Origin of the sequence: Sedimentitalea arenosa (assembly GCF_016428585.1) — a bacterium.
Classification (GTDB): Bacteria; Pseudomonadota; Alphaproteobacteria; order Rhodobacterales; family Rhodobacteraceae; genus Sedimentitalea; species Sedimentitalea arenosa.
Genome location: NZ_JAELVR010000012.1, coordinates 170,436 through 188,977 on the forward strand (window position 1 = coordinate 170,436; position 18,542 = coordinate 188,977).

Sequence of the window (18,542 nt, forward strand, 5' to 3'; positions counted from 1 at the left end):
GAATGTTCGACCTGGGGTGGACGGAGCTTCTGCTCATCGGGATCGTGGCCCTGATCGTGGTCGGTCCCAAGGACCTGCCGGTGCTGTTTCGCAATGTCGGACGCTTCATCGGCAAGGCCAAGGGCATGGCGCGTGAGTTCTCGAGCGCCATGAACGACGCGGCCGATGAATCCGGCATCCGCGACGTGGCCAAGGGGCTTAAATCGGCGACCAATCCGGTCGCCAGCGCCATGGATGGCGTCAAGGACGCCACGCGTGACCTGACAGAAAGCATCAACCCGGCCAAGTTCGACGCGGGCAAATACGATCCTGACAGTGCCACCGGCAAGCTGGCCGCCGAACGCGCCGAGAAGGCCAAGAAGATCCAGGCCGCCAGTGCCCGCGCCGCCGCCGACCGGCTGGCCCGCGAGGCTGCCGAAGCGCAGGCCAAGGCCGCCGAGATGGAAGCCGCCGTCGGCCCGGCCCCGGCTGACACCCCGACATCGGACAGCAAGTCATGAGCCAGACCGACGAGATCGACGACAGCAGCGCACCGCTGATCGAACACCTGGCCGAGCTGCGCAACCGGCTCATCCATTCGGTCGTGGCCTTCATTGTCGGCATGGTGATCTGTTTCACCTTCGCCACGCCGGCCTTCAATTTCCTCACCGCGCCGCTCTGCGAGGTTCTGGCCGAGCGGGGACAGGATTGCGACCTGATCTTCATCAGCCCGCAGGAAGGCTTCTTCGTCGCGATCAAGGTCTCGCTGCTGGGCGGTTTCCTTCTGGCCTTCCCCTATATCGGCCTGCAGATGTGGCGCTTTGTGGCACCGGGGCTCTACAAGTCGGAAAAGGGCGCTTTCCTGCCCTTCCTGATCGCTTCGCCCTTCATGTTCTTGCTGGGCGCCAGCTTCGCCTTCTACATCGTCACCCCGCTGGCCTATGACTTCTTCCTCGGTTTCCAGCAGTTCGGCGCCGAAGGCGAGGCCGTGGCCGAAGGCACGGCGCCACTCAGCGTGGTGTTCCAGGGTAGCGCGCAGGAATACCTCAACCTGACGATCAAGTTCATTGTCGCATTTGGCCTTTGCTTCCAGCTTCCGGTCCTTTTGACCTTGATGGGCAAGGCCGGACTGGTCAGCGCCGAAGGCCTCGGCAACGTGCGCAAATACGCCGTGGTGGCGATCCTCGTGCTGGCTGCGCTGGTGACGCCGCCTGATGTCATCACCCAGGTCATCCTGTTCGTCGTGGTCTACGGTCTCTACGAAGTATCGATCTGGCTGGTGCGCCGGGTCGAAACCAAGCGCGAAGCCGAGTTGCGCGCACAGGGCTACTATGACGACGACGAGTTCGACGATCCGCTGATGGATGAGTTCGAAAAGGACGACACTCGCTGATATCTCTCGCCCCCGGATGCCGATCCGGGGGCGTTTTTCTTTTCGCGGGCAGCTTCGGGATCGGCTAGGCTGGCGCAACGACGGCGCCGGATGAACCGGCCCGCACACAGGAGGTTCCCGATGTCTGCCTTGATCCGTCCCGTTCCGTCCTTCGTCGCCGGAACCGCGCTCGCCCTGCTGCCGCTTCAGGCGACAGCCCGGGAACGCGGACTCGAAAGCCCGCATGTGCTCGAGTTCTTCGCCGGCAACACCAGCGCCGAGCGGGAAGGCGAGCGCGAAAACGCGTTCTCGGTCGGCGGGCAGTATCGCTACCAGTTCAACGAAACGGTCGGCCTCGGCCTGCTGGCGGAATATGCGCGTGATCCGCTCGACAGTTGGGTGGTCGGCATTCCGGTCGTCTTCGGGTTCGACGGCAGCGGATGGCAGTTCACCGCGATGCCGGGGCTCGAGTTCGAGGGCGACGAACAGGAATTCCTGATGCGCGCTGGCGTGGGGTACGAGTTCGAGATGCGCGGCGGCTACACGCTCAAGCCTGAGATCAACATCGATTGGGTCGACGGCGAGACCTCGATCGTCGCGGGCATCAGCATCGGCTTCCGGCTCTGATCGCATCTGCCGGGGGCGTATGACGCGCCGCGGCGGAATGGGCGAAGCTGACCAAACCTCTCTCGCCTTCCTGACACTTGCCGCCCCGGCCGGAACGTGGTTTCTGGCGCGAACTGACGGATCAGGAGGGCAGGGAGCATGGAAGAGAACGCAGTGGGACGCATCGCCGAGGCGCTGGAACGGATGTCGCCGCCCCCAATGCCTGCGCCCGATTTCACCAGCGCCGCAGCCTTTGTCTGGCATGTGGAGCCTGACAGGCTGGAGCCTGTCGAACAGGTCAGCCGAGTGGGTCTAGACCTGCTGGTGGGGATCGACCGGTCCCGTGACACGCTGCTTGAAAACACTCGCCGGTTCGCCGCTGGCTACGCGGCCAACAACGCCCTGTTGTGGGGCGCGCGGGGCATGGGAAAATCAAGCCTTGTCAAGGCGGTGCATGCCGAAGTCCAAGCGTCACATGCAGATCTGAAATTGGTCGAGTTGCAACGCGAGGACCTGCCCAGCGTCGGCCGCCTTCTCGCCCATTTGCGCAGTGCGCCGTTTCGCTTCCTTCTGTTCTGTGACGATCTGTCTTTTTCCCATGACGACCAACACTACAAGAGCCTCAAGGCGGTGCTGGACGGCGGCATCGAGGGGCGGCCCGAGAACGTCGCCTTCTACGCGACTTCAAACCGTCGCCACCTGATGCCGCGCGATATGATTGAAAACGAGCGTAGCAGTGCCATTAACCCATCCGAAGCGGTCGAGGAGAAGGTCTCGCTGTCGGACCGGTTCGGTCTCTGGCTGGGCTTCCACCCCTGTTCGCAGGACGAATACCTCGCGATGATCGATCGCTATTGCGCTGCGTATGGGGTCGAAATCAAAGAAGAAACCTTGCGCGCCGAAGCGATCGAATGGCAGGCGACGCGCGGTGCGCGATCGGGCCGCGTCGCCTGGCAATTCTTCGTCGATCTGGCCGGACGTCACAAGGTGGCGCTGCCCGGCTGATGCCGCTCTCAGCCGTCGGTCTGAACCCGCAGATTGACGCCAGAGCCGATGAAATCGATCCAGCGCCCATCCTTCAGGAAAGTGGTCGTGACGCTGTTTATGTCCGCCGCCCAACCTTCCTCGGTCGGCGCCACGGCAAAGGTTTCGGGCGTGTCCGCGGGCTGAAACCCGGCATTGCCGGTGGATTGAAAAACCACTTCGGAGCAGTCCTCGTTCATGGTGAATTCGAACTGCAGGTTCTGGTGTGTCCCCTTTTGGGACACGCCGGCCCAAGGGCAGGCGGCGGCACCGGTGGCGAGCAGGGCGGCGATGGCGGACAGGAGGAATGGTTTCATTTGGAACACCTCAGATACTGTGTCGGCACCACATCTCGTCCAGTCGAATTCATTGAACCACGAATGACGCCGGGAGGTTGAGAGGTCTGTTGACGCGTTCGGGCCCGTTCACGCCAAGCGGTGCACTGTTGGCTACACTGTCACGGGCGACGCCCCTGTCAACACACCAAAGCGCGAGGCCGAGCGCGGGATCACTCGAGATAGGGCATGGGATCGACACTTTCGAACCCGTTGCGCACCTCGAAATGGACATAGGCATTGTCGCCATCGCGCAGCTGCGCCAGTTTCTGACCGCGCTTGATGCTGTCGCCCTTCTTGACCGTGATCCCGGAGACGTTGGCATAGACCGTCAGCAGGTTGTCGGGATGACGCACCACCACGATCGGCACCTGGTCGGCGTCCTGCGTGATCGCGGCGACCGATCCGTCGGCGGCGGCGGTCACCGCCGTGCCAGGGGCCGCTGCGATGTCCACACCTTCGTTGCGGCCCTTGGAGTAGGTGCGGATGATCTTGCCCTGAACCGGGAAGGCCATCGCCGCGGTGCTGGGCAGGGACGGGGCACCGATATCGGTTTCAGGCGGCTCTGGGGCGCGGGCTGCGATGCGTTCGTCGGGCAGGGGGGTCGTCGCGCTCGGCGGCGTCGGCGTGGGCGAGCCGGTCCCGGGTTCGGTCACGGTCGTGGCCGCTGCGGCCGTGGCCGTGCCGCTGCGCGCCGGCGGCTGTGCGCCCTTGACCGGGATCAGCAGGTATTGGCCTTCGCGAATCGTGAAATCCGAATCCAGACCGTTCCACTCCGCCAGCGACTTGACCGGCACCTGGTAGAGGCGCGAGATCGTATAGGCGGTTTCGCCGCGAACGACCTTGTGGCGCACGGGTTCGGGGCTTGCACGTTCGATCACAGTGGGCGTCGGCTGCGCGGCCGGGGCAAGCGTGCTGGTCTGCACCGGGCTTGTATCCGGCGCCGCGTCGATGGCGCTGCCTGCGAGCGTGGCGATGTCCACCGCACCCGTCGCCGCAGAGGGTTCGGCGACCCGTTGCGGCAGCGCCAGGATTTCGCCGCCGCGCATCTGGTCTTCGGGCTTCAACCCGTTGAAATTGGCCAATTGCGCCGCGGGCAACCCGATCCGCCCGGCCACGTCGGCAACGCTGTCGCCACGCCGTGCTACAGCCACCTGGTAATTGGGATAGGAGATGATCCCGCGCGCATCCGGTTCGGGCCGTGCGACGGTGACGTTGCGCGCGGCATCTGCGGTGTTGAAAGCCCCGACCTGTCCCCGCAGGTCGAAGTCCAGCGGCTCGGAGCAGCCCGCCAGCACCGCCAGCAGCGCGACCCCGGCGGTCAGGCTCCTATGTCGGGGGTTCGGGAAAAATGCCATCTCAATCATCCTCAAAAGGTCCCCCTCTTGTGCGGGGGGTCTCGTGCCTGTCAGCCGTCCTTGCCCAAGCCTTCGAGCAGCGGCACGAACCGTACCGGACGGAGTTCGTCATACTCAAAGCCGGACTCGGTCCGGCGCACCTTGATAAGGGTCTGGACCGCATCCGACTGCCCGACGGGCACCACCATGATACCGTCGATTTTCAACTGCGCCAAGAGCGGCCCCGGCGGGTCCTCTGCAGCGGCCGTGACCAGGATCCGGTCGAACGGTGCCTGCTCGGGCAGCCCGAACGAGCCATCGGCCACGATCGGTGTGATGTTGCTGAGCGACAACTCGTCGAACACAGCCTTGGCGGCGCGCGTCAACCGGGCGTGCCGGTCGACCGTATAGACACGCCGCGCCAGCCGCGACAGCACCGCCGCCTGGTAGCCCGAGCCGGTTCCGACCTCGAGCACCTTGTCGCGCGGCGAGATCTGCAGTGCCTGGGTCATCAGCCCTACGACCGAGGGCTGGCTGATCGTCTGCCCACAAGCGATCGGCAGCGGCATGTCTTCATAGGCGCGATCGGCGAAGATGCCGCGCACGAACTTGCCACGGTCGATGGCCTCCATCGCCTCCAGCACCCGCTTGTCCGTGACCCCGCGCGACCGCAGGGCGAAGAGAAACTGCATCTTGGTTTCGGCCGAGGGCAGGGTCATTCGATGGATTTCATCCCGTCCAGAACGTCATGCGCTGTCAGGTCGGCGCGCATCGGCGTGATCGACACGTAGCCGTCGAGATTGACCGCGGCGTCGGTATCGGGCGCGGTGCGGATCTGTTGGTTGCCGCCCTTGATCCACAGAAAGCGGCGCCCGGAAGGCGAACTGTGCGGCTCGACCCCGAAGGATGTGCCGGGCCGAAAGCCCTGCGGCACGACACGAAAGCCGCGCACCTCGTCGGCCGGGATCGGCGGGAAGTTCACGTTGAAGAACAGGCGGTATTCGTCGTCCTGCTCCGGGCTGGCATCGAGAATGCGGCGGACCACCTCGGCGCCATGGGCGGCGGCGGCTTCGAACGGATTGTCGAGCCCGAAGTTCTTTGGCCCGTAATACTGCGACATGGCGATGGCGGGCAGCCCTTGCAACGCTGCCTCCATCGCGCCACCCAGTGTGCCGGAATAGAGCGCGTTCTCCGCCGAATTGTTGCCGCGGTTCACACCCGACAGGACCAGGTCGGGCCGGCAATTGGCCATCACGTCGTGCAGCCCCGCCATCACGCAATCCGCAGGGCTTCCCTCGGCGGCGAAGCGGCGTTCACCCATCTTGGCAATCATCATCGGATGCGTGAAGCTGATGCAATGGGCGACGCCAGATTGTTCGAAAGCGGGCGCGACGGTCCAGACCTCGCCCGAGGGACCGGCCAGTTCGGTCGCGATGGCTTCGAGGATCTCCAGTCCCGGAGCATTGATCCCGTCATCGTTGGTAATCAGAATACGCATTTCGCCCGCCTGTTTGCCACTTGATAGACGCAGCCCTTGGCCCGGGCAAGCAAGCGCACCGGGTCAGGTTCAAATTATCCGCACGTTCGGCGTTGTGGGCAGCGATGGATGCATTAGAGCAACGCCAGAAGGCGCGCAGCCTCGTCCGCGGGCGCGGCGAGAGAACTGCGGTCTTCGCCCGGGAAGAAGCGTGCGCGCGTCGCCGTGGGCATTGGGTTTGGGGTCAGCACGTGCACCTTGGGCCCGGTCCTGACCGTTTCGGCGGCCCAACTGCGCGCCAAGGCGATCTGCGCCGCCTTGGTCGCGCCGTAGATGCCGAAGAACTTTTCGCCCGCGCGCGGGTCGTCAAAAAACACTGCCCGCCCCTCGGCGCCCAGCAGCGGCGCGACATAGGGGATCAGAACCGACGGGGCGGTGGCGTTGATCGCGACCGATTTCTGCCAGTCTTTCGTATCGACGAAATTGGCTGGGCACAGCATCGCCGCGTGAACCGCCGTGTGCAGCCACAGATCGAGCCGTCCCCAGCGGTCGTGGATGCCCCGGCAGAGTGTCGCCATGGCGTTGGGGTCGGTGATGTCCATCGGAGCCAGCGTGGCGCTGCCGCCTGCGGACTTTATCCGGTCGTCGAGTTCTTCGAGCGCGCCAGTGGTGCGGGCGACGGCAACGATGTGATGGGTCGGTGCCAACGCAACGGCGAGGGCAGCTCCCAGCCCGCGCGATGCGCCGGTGATCAAGGCAATCTGTGTCATGGGCGCGGGTTTGGAGCCTTCGCGCAACAGCGTCAAGTCCGGATCAGCCCGAAGGCAGCGACAGACGGCGCGTGCGCCCGTTTTTCTCCAGTACGAGTCCGGATTCGTCGATGGCTATCACTTGGCCCGCAGACAGCTTGTCGCCGGCCTTGACCCTGGCAATTCCGCCGCCTGGCTTGCGCAGCAGGGCCGACAGGTCGTTGGTAGGACCGAAGAGGCCGATCAGTTCGAGGTCGCCGCGTTGCAGCGCGCGGCGTTGCGTGGCGATGTCCCCCACGGATGCTGGGGTTTGGGAGGAATCGGAAGGGTTTGCCATGTCGGTCCTTGCGCGGAAATTGCCGCGATGCGGCATTGCTTTGATGCCCGCTACCATTCCCCGCAAACGGCCGAAAGACGACCTTTTCGCCCCACCGCGAGAATGCGCGGCGCCTTGCCTATTGACGTTCCGTAAGGTGGCCGCTGGCCTATTCCGCCGCCGGTTTCATTTCGAACCCCTGTTCGAGCATGTCGGCCGGTTCGACCGGGTATTCTCCCGAAAAGCAGGCATCGCAATATTGCGGACACTCCGCGTTGCGGCCCTGCGCTTCACCGACGGCGCGATAGAGACCGTCGAGCGAAATGAACTTGAGGCTGTCTACCGCGAGGTGGCGGCACATCTCGTCTTCGGACATGGTCGCGGCAAGCAGTTTCTCGCGCTGTGGCGTGTCCACACCGTAAAAACAGGGCCAGGCGGTGGGTGGCGATGCGATGCGGAAATGCACCTCGCGGGCGCCGGCATCAAGGATCATCTCCTTGATCTTGCGGCTGGTCGTGCCCCGCACCACCGAGTCGTCGACCAGGATCACGCGCTTGTCCTTGATCAGGGCGCGGTTCACGTTCAGCTTGAGACGCACCCCCATATTGCGGATCTGCTCGGTCGGTTCGATGAAGGTTCGGCCCATGTACTGGTTGCGGATGATCCCCATGGCGTAGGGGATGCCGCTTTGCAGGCTGTAACCGATCGCGGCCGGTGTGCCGCTGTCGGGCACCGGGCAGACCAGATCGGCGTCGACCGGGCTTTCCTTGGCCAACTCGCGACCGATGTTCTCGCGGGTTTCATAGACGCTGCGGCCCCCAAGGATGCTGTCGGGGCGGCTGAAATAAACGTGTTCGAAGATGCAGAAACGCGAGGGCTGAGGGCGGAAAGGGAAGTGGCTCTGCACGCCGCTTCCGTTGATGACGACCATCTCGCCGGGGCGGATTTCGCGGACGAACTCGGCACCGATGATGTCGAGTGCACAGGTTTCCGAACTCAGCGCCCAGCCGTCGCCGATCTTGCCCAGAACCAGAGGGCGCACGCCGAGCGGGTCGCGCACGCCGATCAGCTTGGTGCGTGTCATGGCGACAACGGAAAACGCGCCTTCCACCTTGCGGAGCGCTTCTTCCATCCGGTCGGGGATCGAGCGGCCCATCGAGCGCGCCATCAGGTGGATGATGCACTCGCTGTCGCTGCTGCTCTGGAAGATCGAGCCGCGCTCGATCAACTCGCGCCGCAGGGCGTTGGCGTTGGTGATGTTGCCGTTGTGGGCAATGGCGGCACCGCCCATGGAGAATTCGCCGAAGAACGGCTGGACATCGCGGATCGCGGTCTGTCCCTTGGAGCCCGATGTGGAATAGCGCACATGGCCGATGGCGATCGGGCCGGGCAGGGTTTCCATGATCTTCTGGCTCGTGAAATTGTCGCGCACATAGCCGAAGCGGCGCGCCTGGTTGAACCCGTGGTCCGGGTCGTGGCTGACGATGCCGCCGGCTTCCTGGCCGCGATGTTGCAGCGCGTGCAGCCCGAGCGCCACGAAGGTCGATGCGTCCTGCACGCCGACGACGCCGAAAATTCCGCATTCTTCGCGGAGCTTGTCGTCGTCGAACGGATGGGCGGGGGGCATGTTCAGGTCGGACAAGGGGAGAGGGCTCCGAATCCAATGACGGGGTCGCGTCATGACATAGTGCCTCTGCCCGCCCATGTCACCCATGCTGTCATGAAAGCGTTGCATTGCCGGATGCCGGAACGGCAAAGGCCGCCCCAGGTCGGAGCGGCCATTTGCAGCAGGCAAGGCGGGGTCTGGATCAGGCGGCGAGCGCCGGGGCGAAGCCGATAGGGTCGAGCGCAAGATGGCCGCCGTTCAGCATGGTCAGCAGGGCGCGGGTTTCGCCATATCCAAGGGTGCGGAAGAATGGATCGGTCGTTCCCGATGCCACATGCAACAGCGCGCCGGTCTGGGCATAGACGATTTCTTCGGTGTCGAAGGTCAGTTCGGTCGCCGTGGTCTCGCCAAAGGCGGTCAACGCGTGGATGCCGCGGAAACCGGCCATGGCGGCGGCGGGGACCAGCACGCAGGGAGCACCGAAAAGGGTTTCGCATTCAGGTTCGATCATCGCGACATGCTGGCCTGCGGTCAGGATCAGGTCGGAACAGTTGTTCAGCGCACCGGCCGGAACATGCATCATCCGTGCCGTGCCGGGGGCAAGGCGATGCGAGCGTGTGCCGGTCAACTCGGTGAAACCGCCATCCAGCGTATAGACCTGATCGCCGGCGGAGAGCTCTTCGACCCGGCGCCAGCCTGTCGGCGTTTCCAGCATCGTGCCGTCCTTGACGGCGCTGAGTTCGACCCGGCGGGGCATGGTCTGTGCGGGCTTGCGGGGCGCGATGTCGGAGGGCAGGAAGGAGGCGAAAGCTTGGCTGTGGTTGAGAAGCATCGGGAAAATCCTTTGTCAGCGTGGTCGGTGTGTCTGACACTTACCTGGCATCGAAAATTCGCCGTTTTTTCGTCACGTTTGAGGCCTTAATCGTTTACTTTTTCCTAATCCGGCAAGAACCGGCCCGGTCAATGCGCATTGGCGCTATCTCGTGAACGCCGGTTAAAGAGTTGGAAACCAAGACAGGCCGTTTTCGCGGTCAGATTCGCTGTGCCAAGGGTAGATTCTGTGGCCGGGCCCGGTTCAATCTGGGCGGTTCTGGGGAGAAATCAGGGCGGCAAGTCCGGCCCGCGTGCGAGACGTCGTTCAACTCGGGGTGCTCTGGACCCGCCTCACTGGCCGCAGGAACTCACCAGGTTCTCGTATTGCTGGGTGATCCATCCCAACGCCTGTTCGGGATTTCGCTCTTCGATCGCGTCGGTGAGTTGGGTGAAGACCTGCGCCGACCGGCTCTGATCGACCATGGTGAAGGTCTGCGCAGTGACCACCGTCTCGTAAACGAAGAAGGCGATCGCGATCAGCAGAATGCCGCGCGCGACGCCGAAAAAGAACCCGAGCCCCTGGTCCACCCCGCCAAGGGCCGAGCGCTGCACGAGCGACGAAAACAGTGGCGTGAAGAAGGACACGATGATCAGGGCGACGGCGAAGACGGCGGCAAAGGCGGCGATGATGCTGAGTTCGCAACTGTCGGCGACGAAGTCGCCGAGCACCGGTACTTCCTTGATCAGCGGCTCGACCTTGGGCGCGAACAGAAAGCCCAGAACCGCCGCCGCGACCCAACCTGCGATCGCCATGAGTTCGCGCACCAGGCCGCGGGAATAGGCCAGAAGCGCCGACACGACGATGATCAGGGCCACGACCCCATCGATAATGGTAAAACCTTCCATGGTCCTTGCCTGTCCGTTTTCTGCCCGTGCCCGATTGCGCGATGCTATCCCGCCCCGAACACTTCGCCAACAAAACCCGTCAAGTCTGTCGCTTGCGTTAACGCAAGGCCGGAAACTGTGCCGGTTTTGCCACCGGAAGGGGCAATGGCGGCGGTAAAACCAAGTTTTTGGGCTTCTTTCAACCTGTTTTCTGTCTGCGGCGCCGGGCGCAATGCCCCGGACAGGCTGATTTCACCAAAAACAACCGTATCGGCCGGCAAAGCGGCATCTTCCCGCGCAGAGAGCAGGGCCGCCGCTACGGCCAGATCGGCCGCGGGTTCGGAAATCTTGAGACCGCCGGCGACGTTCAGATAGACGTCAAGCCCGGCAAACGGGATGCCACAGCGCGCCTCGAGCACCGCGAGGATCATCGCGAGACGTCCGCCATCCCAGCCGACCACGGTCCGGCGGGGCTGTGAATGGGGGCTCGGCGCGACCAGCGCCTGCAATTCGACCAGAACCGGCCGGGTACCTTCGATCCCGGCGAAGACGACCGACCCGGGGCTGGGCTGGCCGCGTTCGGACAGGAACAGGGCCGACGGGTTCGTGACTTCGGCCAGTCCCATGCCCGTCATCTCGAAGACTCCGATCTCGTCCGCCGGGCCGAACCGGTTCTTGACCGCGCGCAGGATGCGGAACTGATGGCCGCGTTCGCCCTCGAAATAGAGCACCGTGTCGACCATGTGTTCGACCACGCGCGGGCCGGCGATCTGCCCGTCCTTGGTGACATGCCCGACCAGCACGACCGACACACCGCGCCGCTTGGCGAAGCTGGTCAATTCGTGGGCTGCGGCGCGCACCTGGCTGACGGAGCCGGGGGCGCTTTCGACGTTGTCGGCCCACATGGTCTGGATCGAGTCGATGATCACCAACTGGGGACGCTCGGCATCCAGTGTCGTCAGAATGTCGCGCAAGTTGGTTTCGGCGGCCAGCTTGACCGGTGCCTCGGCCAGTCCCAGCCGCTGCGCCCGCATCTGGACCTGGGCGCTGGCCTCTTCGCCGCTGACATAGAGCGTCCTGAGCCCGGCCTGCGCGAACTTCGCTGCCGCTTGCAGCAACAGGGTCGACTTGCCGATGCCCGGATCGCCGCCGACCAGCACGGCAGAAGACGGGACCAGACCGCCGCCGAGCACCCGATCAAGCTCGTCAAGGCCCGACAAGGTGCGCGGTGGCGGGGTTTCTTCGGTCGAAAGATCCGTCAGGGTGATCGCGCTGCCGCGCTTGGCACCCAGCGTCTTGGATGCAGGGCCTGCCGACAGCGGCCTTTCCTCGCTGATCGTGTTCCAGTCGCCGCAGGCATCGCACTGGCCGGACCATTTTGAGAAGGACGCGCCGCAAGCGGAGCAAAGGAAGGTCTTTGGTTTTGCCATGCCGTCTTGTGGCCCGTCAGCGTTTGGCGGTCAAATGGCTAATCGCGATCGACGCCAGAACGCAGCCGGTGAAGAGGTAGAGTCCCCAGGCGGTCTCGACATGGGCCAGCCCGATTCCCTTGACCACCACGATGTAGAGCGCAATCAGGAACACGTCTGCCATCGCCAGCTTGCCGAGAATCTCGAGGACCGGCAGCACCCGCCGGCGCATCTGGCCGAAGTGGATCAACGCGATGCCGATGGTCTTCATGTAGGGCGCGAAGACGGCGAGGAACGTGACCAGCAGCGCCAGCGCCACGTCTGTCTGCCACAGCGCCTGTAGGCCCGAGATGACCGAGATTTCGGTCAGCCCGAAAAGCGGCAAGTCGATCCCCGCGCGCAGCAGCGGCGCGAACCAGGCGATGGGGTAGAGCACCAGCAAGGCGAGGTTGCAGATTCGGATCGGCATCGCGGCTACAGGCCCGCGGCAGTCACCGCACGGCCTCGATGGGGCCTTCGGCGCGGCCGTGAATGAACTGGTCGAGATACGGGTCGCCGCTGTTGTCCATCTGTGCGACTGGCCCGGTCCACTTGATCACCCCGTCATGCAGCATGGCGACATTGTCTGCGATGGCGCGCACGCTGGTCATGTCATGGGTGATGGTCATGGCGGTCGCGCCCATCTCGACCACGATTTCGCGGATCAGGTCGTTGATGACGCCCGACATGATCGGGTCGAGCCCGGTCGTGGGTTCATCGAAGAAGATGATCTCGGGTTCGGCGGCAATGGCGCGGGCGAGGCCGACGCGCTTCTGCATGCCGCCTGACAGTTCGGCCGGGAACAGGTCCGCGACCTTGGATTTCAGCCCGACGCGGCGCAGCTTGTCGATGGCGATCTCGCGCGCCTCGGCCTGCGGGCGCTTGAGCGAGCCGCGCAGCAGGCGGAAGGCGACGTTCTGCCAGACCGGCAGGCTGTCAAACAGCGCACCGCCTTGGAACAGCATCCCGAACCGGGCCAGAAAAGCGTCGCGGTCGCCGCTCGCGGCGTCCTGCCCATCGACGAGGATCTTGCCGGAATCGGGCTGAATCAGTCCGAGAATGCATTTCAACGCCACGGATTTGCCGGTGCCCGACCCGCCTATGATCACCATTGACGTGCCCTTCGGGATATCGAGGTCCATGCCGCGCAGCACCTCGTTGTCGCCAAAGGCTTTCCTGACCTGCTCCATCCGGATCATATCGAGAAGAACACCCCCGTGAGCACGAAATTGGCGGCGAGGATCAGGATCGCGGCGGCCTCGACGCTGCCCTTGGTGGCGCTGCCCACGCCCTGCGCGCCGCGCCCCGATTGCATGCCGAAATAGCACCCCATGATGGCGGCGATCACCCCAAAAGCCGCGCCCTTGACCAGCGAGGAGACCACATCGCGCAGTTCGAGGAAATCGACCGTGTTCTGCAAATAGGCCGCGGGATTGAAACCGAGGTTCTTGACTGCGACCACATAGCCGCCGCCGATCCCGATCACGTCGCCGACCGCGACCAGCAGCGGAACCGTGATGAAGGCGGCAAGCACGCGCGGAGCGACGAGGTATTTCATCGGATTGGTCGACAGCGTCACCAGCGCGTCGATCTGTTCCGTCACCTTCATCGTAGCGATCTCGGCGGCGATGGAGGAGGTGACGCGCGCGGCGATCATCAGTCCGACCAGCACCGGGCCCAGTTCCCGCACCATTCCGATGGCGACGATCTGGGGCACCACGGCCTCGGCGTTGAAACGTGCGCCGCCGGAATAGATCTGCAGCGCCAAAGCGCCGCCGGTAAAGATCGCCGTGAGGCCGACCACAGGCAGCGAGAGCCAGCCGATGCTCATCAGGGCATGTCCGAATTCGCGGGGGTAGTAGGGGGGGCGGAAGATATGGCTGACCGCGCGCGCCGTGAACAGCGACAACCGTCCGGTGACGGCGAAGAGGCCGAGAACGGCGTGGCCGAGACGCTGAAGCAGCGTCAGCGGGTTCATTCTCGATACTCCCGCGCGTATCGCCCGCCGAGTGAGGTCAGGATTTCATAGCCGATGGTGCCGGCGGCATCAGCCAGCCTGTCGACGGTCTGATGATTGCCCAAAATCTCCAGGGTGTCTGGCACCTCCGGCAAATCCGTCACATCGACCGTGATGAGGTCCATCGAGATGCGGCCGACCACCGGGCAGGCCGTCGCACCGCTGTACAGATCTATCTTCGGCCCCATGGCGCGGAGCAGCCCGTCGGCATAGCCCGCCGACACGGTGGCGATGCGGCGCGGTTGGGGCGCGGTCCAGGTGTTGCCATATCCGACGGTTTCGCCGGCCGCGACATCGCGCACCTGAATGACAGGCAGGTCGACATGGACCACCGGACGCGCCTTGGCAAACGGCAGGCCGCCATAGAGACCAACGCCCGGTCGCGTCACGTCGAAATGGTAGTCGCGTCCCAGGAGGATGCCGCCGGTCGCCGCGAGCGAGCGTGGGACGTCCATGCCCTCGGTCATGGCGACGAATTCAGCCAGTTGCCGCGCGTTCATCGGGTGGTCGGTTTCGTCCGCGCAGGCGAGGTGTGACATCACCAACCGCGGAGCGCGAGCCAACACCGTGCTGCGCAGGACGGCCCAGTCCGGGGGCTCCATTCCCAGCCGGTTCATGCCGCTGTCAAGCTGGATGCCGAAGCCGTGGTCCGGCAGGCGGTCCATGTGACGCCGGACCTGTTCCGGCGCGTTCAGCATCGGGATCAGGTCATGCGCGGCGATCACCTCGGTGTCGTCCGCCATGTGGCCGGAATAGACGGAGATCTCGGGGCCGGGACCAAGGGCTGCGCGCGCCGCCGCGCCTTCTTCGGCCACCGCGACGAAAAATCGCCGTGCACCGGCCCGTGCCAGTGTTGTTGCGACCTTGGCGATACCAAGGCCATAGCCGTTTGCCTTGATGACGGCGCCGGTCTCGCAGTCCGACAGCGCGTCGAGCGCACGCCAATTGTCAGCGAGCGCGGCCAGATCGATTGTGAGGCGCGAAACGGTCATGGCGCGTTCATGACACGGGACGCCGGGGCGTCAAGACCAAAGACACCATCGCGGCGCAGCCCGCAGCCAAGAGTCAGAAGCCCTGATCGTCGCCTTGCTGCCAGGATTTCGCCAGGTTTCCGAAGCGGGTGAACCTGCCTTCGAAGCTGAGCTCGACGGTGCCGATCGGGCCGTGGCGCTGCTTGCCGATCACCACTTCGGCCTTGCCGTGCAGGCGTTCCATGCGGTCCTGCCAAGCGGCCATTTCCTCGAGCCTGTCATCGGAAGGTTTCTCGCGCTCGACATAATACTCTTCGCGGAACACGAACATCACCACGTCCGCATCCTGCTCGATCGAGCCGGATTCGCGCAGGTCGGACAGCTGCGGGCGCTTGTCCTCGCGATTTTCGACCTGGCGGCTGAGCTGGGACAGCGCGATCACCGGGATGTCGAGTTCCTTTGCGATGGCTTTCAGTCCCATCGTGATCTCGGAAATCTCGTTGACGCGGTTTTCGGAGCGTCCGGTGCCACGCACCAGTTGCAGGTAGTCCACGATCAACAGGTCAAGCCCGTGGGTCCGCTTGAGCCGCCGGGCGCGCGCCGCAAGCTGCGAGATCGGCAGGGCCGGGGTGTCGTCGATATAGAGCGGGCACGCTTCCAGCGACTTGGCCGCATCGACAAAGCGGCGGAACTCGGCCTCGGTCATGTCGCCCTTGCGGATCATCTCGGACGGGACTTCGGAAGCTTCTGACAGGATCCGCGCGGCGAGTTGCTCGGCGCTCATCTCAAGCGAATAGAACCCGACGACTCCGCCGTCGATCGTGCCTTCGGACCCGTCGGGCAAGCGCCCGCGCTTGTAGGCCTTGGCTACGTTAAAGGCGATGTTGGTCGCCAGCGACGTCTTGCCCATCGACGGCCGCCCCGCGAGAATCAGAAGGTCCGACCGGTGCAAGCCGCCCAGTTTCTTGTCCATGTCGATCAGACCGGTGGACACGCCTGCCAGCCCGCCTTCGCGCTGATAGGCGGCGTTGGCGACGTTGACCGCATCGGTGACGGCGCGCAGGAAGCTCTGGAAGCCGCTTTCGGTCTGGCCCTGTTCGCTGAGCTTGTAAAGCTGTTGTTCGGCTTCGACGATCTGTTCGCTGGGTTCGCTCGACACATCGACGCGCGCGGCCTTTTCGCTGATGTCTCGGCCTAGCCCGATCAACTGACGGCGGATCGCCAGATCATAGATCATCTGCGCATAGTCGCGCACGGCAAAGGCGCTGATCGCGGCTCCGGCAAGGCGCGCGAGATAGGCCGGCCCGCCAAGCTCCTTCAGCCCCTCATCTTCCTCCATGAAGGCCTTGAGCGTAACCGGCGAGGCCAACTGGTTCTTGGCGATGCGGGCAGCAGCGATTTCATAGATCCGTGCGTGCACCGGGTCATGGAAATGCTGCGCGCCGATGATCGACGCGATCTTGTCGTAGACGTCGTTGTTGGTCAGGATCGCGCCCAGAAGCTGCTGCTCGGCCTCGACCGAATGTGGCAAGGTATCCGTGGTCTGCAGATCGCTTCCGCTGCCGTCGAAACTGGTGATCTCGTTCATCTTGCCCCTCGGTGACCCGCGATTTCCTCGCGTTCCGGTCCTTCGCCGCGTCTGTCGTCAGCGTGTGTCGTGCCTCATAGCCGGGTCGGTGCGGGATGTGCAAATTGTATGTTTGTGTGGATAGCCTGTGCATATCCCCGGCAGGGATCATATTGCTCCGACTCGGGCGCCCGGGTCAACATCTTGTGCCGGTCTCGTGCCGCTTGCGGTTGCCCGCGCGCGTGTCGCCGTGACGATTCAATCAGGCGTTCCGGCGGGAATCCTGCCAGGCGCGGGGGTCGGTCAGGAAGGCTTCCACATCGCGCAACGTCGCGGAATCGAACGCACCGCTGGACTTCGCTTCGGCCAGAACATCCCACCAGGTGCACAAGTGATGCAGCGCTACGCCATGATCGCCGAGCGTCTTCTCGGTGTCCGGAAAGATGCCGTAGTAGAAGATCACCGCGGTGTGCGCACAACTGGCCCCGGTGTCGCGGATGGCGTCCACGAAGCTGAGTTTCGATCCGCCATCCGTGGTCAGATCTTCGACCAGCAGAACCCGGTCACCTTCGCCCATGACGCCCTCGATACGAGCGTTGCGGCCATAGCCCTTGGGCTTCTTGCGCACATAGGTCATCGGCAGCCCGAGCCGCTCCGCGACGAGCGCGGCAAAGGGGATACCTGCGGTTTCGCCGCCGGCGATGTTGTCGAAGGCTTCGAACCCGGCGTTGCGCAGGACCGTGACGCTGAGGAAATCCATCAGTGTGGAGCGGATGCGCGGATAGGAGATCAGCTTGCGGCAGTCGATATAAGTCGGGCTGGGCAGGCCCGAGGCGAGCGTGAACGGCTCGGCCGAATTGAGGTGCACCGCCTTGATCTCGAGTAGCATCCGGGCGCTCAACCGGGCAATTTCTTCCGCGGGTGGGTAGGAGGACGGGATCATCGGCAGGCTCCGTTCAGAAGGTCACGCGCTGACGCGCCAGTGCAGGGGAAAACCGGGGTCGAATACGGTCACGCGTCCGTCTCCGGTGTCGATATGGTCGGGATAGCTGACCGGGTCGCCCTTGGTCAGGGTGATGGTATCGCTGTTGACCGGCAGACCATAAAAACCCGGCCCGAACCGGCTGGCGAACCCTTCGAGCTTGTCGAGCGCATCCTGCTGCTCAAAGACCTCGGCGAGGATCGAGAGTGTGTTGGTCGCGGTGAAGCAGCCGGCACAGCCGCAGGCGTTTTCCTTCAGTGCGTCAGTATGCGGCGCGCTGTCGGTGCCGAGGAAATAGCGCCCGTCGCCCGAAGTGGCCGCAGCCACCAACGCCAGGCGATGGCTTTCGCGTTTTGCGACGGGAAGGCAGTAATAGTGCGGCTTGATGCCGCCCACGAGGATGTGGTTGCGGTTGATGACCAGGTGGTGCGTCGTGATCGTCGCACCCAGATCGCGGTCATTTGCCTGCACGTAGTCGACCGCGCCCGATGTGGTGATGTGCTCCATCACCACACGCAGGCCCGGCGTCGCGCGCCGGATCGGGTCGAGCACGCGCTCAATGAACACGGCCTCGCGATCGAAAATGTCGATATCGGGGGAGGTGACCTCTCCGTGAACGCAGAGCGGGAGACCGATCTCGGCCATCCGTTCGAGCACGGCGCGCACACGGTCGAAATCGGCGACCCCGCTCGCGGAATTGGTGGTCGCGCCCGCCGGGTAAAGTTTGACTGCCTTGACCAGCCCGCTCGCATGCGCCGCAGCGACATCGTCGGGGTCGGTGTCCTCGGTCAGGTAAAGCGTCATCAGCGGCTGAAAGGCCATGCTCTCGGGCAGCGCCGCGAGGATGCGATCGCGATAGGCTGCTGCCTGCGCCCCCGTCACGACAGGTGGCACCAGGTTGGGCATGATGATGGCACGAGCAAAATGGCGCGCTGTTTCCGGCAGAACGGCAGCCAGCATGGCGCCGTCGCGCAGGTGCAGATGCCAATCGTCGGGGCGGGGGATCGTCAGTGTCGAGCTCATGGCGTTGCGCTAGCACAACGCGTTTGCGCCGACCAG

21 protein-coding genes are annotated in these 18,542 nt (G+C 64.3%); 4 read left to right on the top strand and 17 right to left on the bottom strand.

The window, feature by feature from the left end; all coding sequences use genetic code 11:
- The first annotated feature begins 2 nt into the window (after positions 1-2).
- The 4 genes from tatB to JF290_RS17360 all read left to right on the top strand — a co-directional run bounded on the left by tatB (position 3) and on the right by JF290_RS17360 (position 2,962).
- The gene (gene tatB / locus JF290_RS17345; protein ID WP_199026154.1) at positions 3-500 is read left to right on the top strand and encodes a Sec-independent protein translocase protein TatB; all 498 of its coding nucleotides are present in this window, start codon (positions 3-5) and stop codon (positions 498-500) included.
- Positions 497-1,372: a twin-arginine translocase subunit TatC gene (gene tatC / locus JF290_RS17350; RefSeq protein ID WP_199026155.1), complete on the top strand. Its 876-nt coding sequence runs from the start codon at positions 497-499 to the stop codon at positions 1,370-1,372. The genes tatB and tatC overlap by 4 nt, the downstream gene beginning before the upstream one ends.
- 120 nt (positions 1,373-1,492) lie before the next feature.
- Positions 1,493-1,978, top strand: coding sequence for a porin family protein (locus JF290_RS17355; RefSeq protein WP_199026156.1), 486 nt, complete (start codon positions 1,493-1,495; stop codon positions 1,976-1,978).
- A gap of 138 nt (positions 1,979-2,116) precedes the next feature.
- Positions 2,117-2,962, top strand: coding sequence for an ATP-binding protein (locus tag JF290_RS17360; protein ID WP_199026157.1), 846 nt, complete (start codon positions 2,117-2,119; stop codon positions 2,960-2,962).
- Positions 2,963-2,970: 8 nt separating this feature from the next.
- On the opposite strand, the gene JF290_RS17365 is transcribed toward JF290_RS17360, so the two are convergent.
- The 17 genes from JF290_RS17365 to pyrC form a co-directional block, all read right to left on the bottom strand.
- A complete protein-coding gene (locus JF290_RS17365) occupies positions 2,971-3,297 on the bottom strand; it encodes a hypothetical protein (protein WP_199026158.1) in 327 nt (108 codons plus the stop codon).
- Between the two features lie 191 nt (positions 3,298-3,488).
- On the bottom strand, positions 3,489-4,673 hold the full coding sequence (locus tag JF290_RS17370) for a peptidoglycan DD-metalloendopeptidase family protein (RefSeq protein WP_199026159.1): 1,185 nt from the start codon (positions 4,671-4,673) through the stop codon (positions 3,489-3,491).
- Between the two features lie 50 nt (positions 4,674-4,723).
- Positions 4,724-5,371, bottom strand: coding sequence for a protein-L-isoaspartate(D-aspartate) O-methyltransferase (locus tag JF290_RS17375; protein WP_199026160.1), 648 nt, complete (start codon positions 5,369-5,371; stop codon positions 4,724-4,726).
- Positions 5,368-6,150 carry a 5'/3'-nucleotidase SurE gene (surE, locus tag JF290_RS17380; protein WP_199026161.1) on the bottom strand — a complete coding sequence of 261 codons (783 nt, stop codon included), beginning with the start codon at positions 6,148-6,150 and terminating at the stop codon, positions 5,368-5,370. Before surE ends, JF290_RS17375 begins: the two co-directional genes overlap by 4 nt.
- Before the next feature lie 113 nt (positions 6,151-6,263).
- The gene (locus JF290_RS17385) at positions 6,264-6,899 is read right to left on the bottom strand and encodes an SDR family NAD(P)-dependent oxidoreductase (protein WP_199026162.1); all 636 of its coding nucleotides are present in this window, start codon (positions 6,897-6,899) and stop codon (positions 6,264-6,266) included.
- Positions 6,900-6,942: 43 nt separating this feature from the next.
- The gene (locus JF290_RS17390; protein ID WP_328701287.1) at positions 6,943-7,176 is read right to left on the bottom strand and encodes a hypothetical protein; all 234 of its coding nucleotides are present in this window, start codon (positions 7,174-7,176) and stop codon (positions 6,943-6,945) included.
- A gap of 187 nt (positions 7,177-7,363) precedes the next feature.
- A complete protein-coding gene (gene purF / locus JF290_RS17395) occupies positions 7,364-8,821 on the bottom strand; it encodes an amidophosphoribosyltransferase (RefSeq protein WP_199026196.1) in 1,458 nt (485 codons plus the stop codon).
- A gap of 181 nt (positions 8,822-9,002) precedes the next feature.
- The gene (locus JF290_RS17400) at positions 9,003-9,632 is read right to left on the bottom strand and encodes a Hint domain-containing protein (protein WP_199026163.1); all 630 of its coding nucleotides are present in this window, start codon (positions 9,630-9,632) and stop codon (positions 9,003-9,005) included.
- Between the two features lie 332 nt (positions 9,633-9,964).
- Positions 9,965-10,519: a CvpA family protein gene (locus JF290_RS17405; protein WP_199026164.1), complete on the bottom strand. Its 555-nt coding sequence runs from the start codon at positions 10,517-10,519 to the stop codon at positions 9,965-9,967.
- Positions 10,520-10,563: 44 nt separating this feature from the next.
- The gene (gene radA, locus JF290_RS17410; protein WP_199026165.1) at positions 10,564-11,928 is read right to left on the bottom strand and encodes a DNA repair protein RadA; all 1,365 of its coding nucleotides are present in this window, start codon (positions 11,926-11,928) and stop codon (positions 10,564-10,566) included.
- A gap of 16 nt (positions 11,929-11,944) precedes the next feature.
- Complete coding sequence (locus JF290_RS17415) at positions 11,945-12,376, bottom strand: paraquat-inducible protein A (RefSeq protein WP_199026166.1); 432 nt, start codon at positions 12,374-12,376, stop codon at positions 11,945-11,947.
- 22 nt (positions 12,377-12,398) lie between these two features.
- The gene (locus JF290_RS17420; RefSeq protein WP_199026167.1) at positions 12,399-13,145 is read right to left on the bottom strand and encodes an ABC transporter ATP-binding protein; all 747 of its coding nucleotides are present in this window, start codon (positions 13,143-13,145) and stop codon (positions 12,399-12,401) included.
- Positions 13,142-13,924, bottom strand: coding sequence for an MlaE family ABC transporter permease (locus JF290_RS17425; RefSeq protein WP_199026168.1), 783 nt, complete (start codon positions 13,922-13,924; stop codon positions 13,142-13,144). Before JF290_RS17425 ends, JF290_RS17420 begins: the two co-directional genes overlap by 4 nt.
- Entirely contained in the window at positions 13,921-14,955 is a 1,035-nt protein-coding gene (alr, locus tag JF290_RS17430; RefSeq protein WP_199026169.1) for an alanine racemase, read from the bottom strand. The genes JF290_RS17425 and alr overlap by 4 nt, the downstream gene beginning before the upstream one ends.
- A gap of 73 nt (positions 14,956-15,028) precedes the next feature.
- A complete protein-coding gene (locus tag JF290_RS17435; protein ID WP_199026170.1) occupies positions 15,029-16,522 on the bottom strand; it encodes a replicative DNA helicase in 1,494 nt (497 codons plus the stop codon).
- A 241-nt stretch (positions 16,523-16,763) separates the two neighbouring features.
- Complete coding sequence (locus JF290_RS17440) at positions 16,764-17,444, bottom strand: orotate phosphoribosyltransferase (protein WP_199026171.1); 681 nt, start codon at positions 17,442-17,444, stop codon at positions 16,764-16,766.
- A 21-nt stretch (positions 17,445-17,465) separates the two neighbouring features.
- A complete protein-coding gene (gene pyrC, locus JF290_RS17445) occupies positions 17,466-18,506 on the bottom strand; it encodes a dihydroorotase (RefSeq protein ID WP_199026172.1) in 1,041 nt (346 codons plus the stop codon).
- Positions 18,507-18,542: the final 36 nt, after the last annotated feature.

Coding starts and splice junctions, on each gene's coding strand:
- tatB (WP_199026154.1), top strand. CDS start 3: ATGTTCGACCTGGGGTGGACGGAGCTTCTGCTCATCGGGATCGTGGCC.
- tatC (WP_199026155.1), top strand. CDS start 497: ATGAGCCAGACCGACGAGATCGACGACAGCAGCGCACCGCTGATCGAA.
- JF290_RS17355 (WP_199026156.1), top strand. CDS start 1,493: ATGTCTGCCTTGATCCGTCCCGTTCCGTCCTTCGTCGCCGGAACCGCG.
- JF290_RS17360 (WP_199026157.1), top strand. CDS start 2,117: ATGGAAGAGAACGCAGTGGGACGCATCGCCGAGGCGCTGGAACGGATG.
- JF290_RS17365 (WP_199026158.1), bottom strand. CDS start 3,297: ATGAAACCATTCCTCCTGTCCGCCATCGCCGCCCTGCTCGCCACCGGT.
- JF290_RS17370 (WP_199026159.1), bottom strand. CDS start 4,673: ATGGCATTTTTCCCGAACCCCCGACATAGGAGCCTGACCGCCGGGGTC.
- JF290_RS17375 (WP_199026160.1), bottom strand. CDS start 5,371: ATGACCCTGCCCTCGGCCGAAACCAAGATGCAGTTTCTCTTCGCCCTG.
- surE (WP_199026161.1), bottom strand. CDS start 6,150: ATGCGTATTCTGATTACCAACGATGACGGGATCAATGCTCCGGGACTG.
- JF290_RS17385 (WP_199026162.1), bottom strand. CDS start 6,899: ATGACACAGATTGCCTTGATCACCGGCGCATCGCGCGGGCTGGGAGCT.
- purF (WP_199026196.1), bottom strand. CDS start 8,821: ATGCCCCCCGCCCATCCGTTCGACGACGACAAGCTCCGCGAAGAATGC.
- JF290_RS17400 (WP_199026163.1), bottom strand. CDS start 9,632: ATGCTTCTCAACCACAGCCAAGCTTTCGCCTCCTTCCTGCCCTCCGAC.
- JF290_RS17405 (WP_199026164.1), bottom strand. CDS start 10,519: ATGGAAGGTTTTACCATTATCGATGGGGTCGTGGCCCTGATCATCGTC.
- radA (WP_199026165.1), bottom strand. CDS start 11,928: ATGGCAAAACCAAAGACCTTCCTTTGCTCCGCTTGCGGCGCGTCCTTC.
- JF290_RS17415 (WP_199026166.1), bottom strand. CDS start 12,376: ATGCCGATCCGAATCTGCAACCTCGCCTTGCTGGTGCTCTACCCCATC.
- JF290_RS17420 (WP_199026167.1), bottom strand. CDS start 13,145: ATGATCCGGATGGAGCAGGTCAGGAAAGCCTTTGGCGACAACGAGGTG.
- JF290_RS17425 (WP_199026168.1), bottom strand. CDS start 13,924: ATGAACCCGCTGACGCTGCTTCAGCGTCTCGGCCACGCCGTTCTCGGC.
- alr (WP_199026169.1), bottom strand. CDS start 14,955: ATGACCGTTTCGCGCCTCACAATCGATCTGGCCGCGCTCGCTGACAAT.
- JF290_RS17435 (WP_199026170.1), bottom strand. CDS start 16,522: ATGAACGAGATCACCAGTTTCGACGGCAGCGGAAGCGATCTGCAGACC.
- JF290_RS17440 (WP_199026171.1), bottom strand. CDS start 17,444: ATGATCCCGTCCTCCTACCCACCCGCGGAAGAAATTGCCCGGTTGAGC.
- pyrC (WP_199026172.1), bottom strand. CDS start 18,506: ATGAGCTCGACACTGACGATCCCCCGCCCCGACGATTGGCATCTGCAC.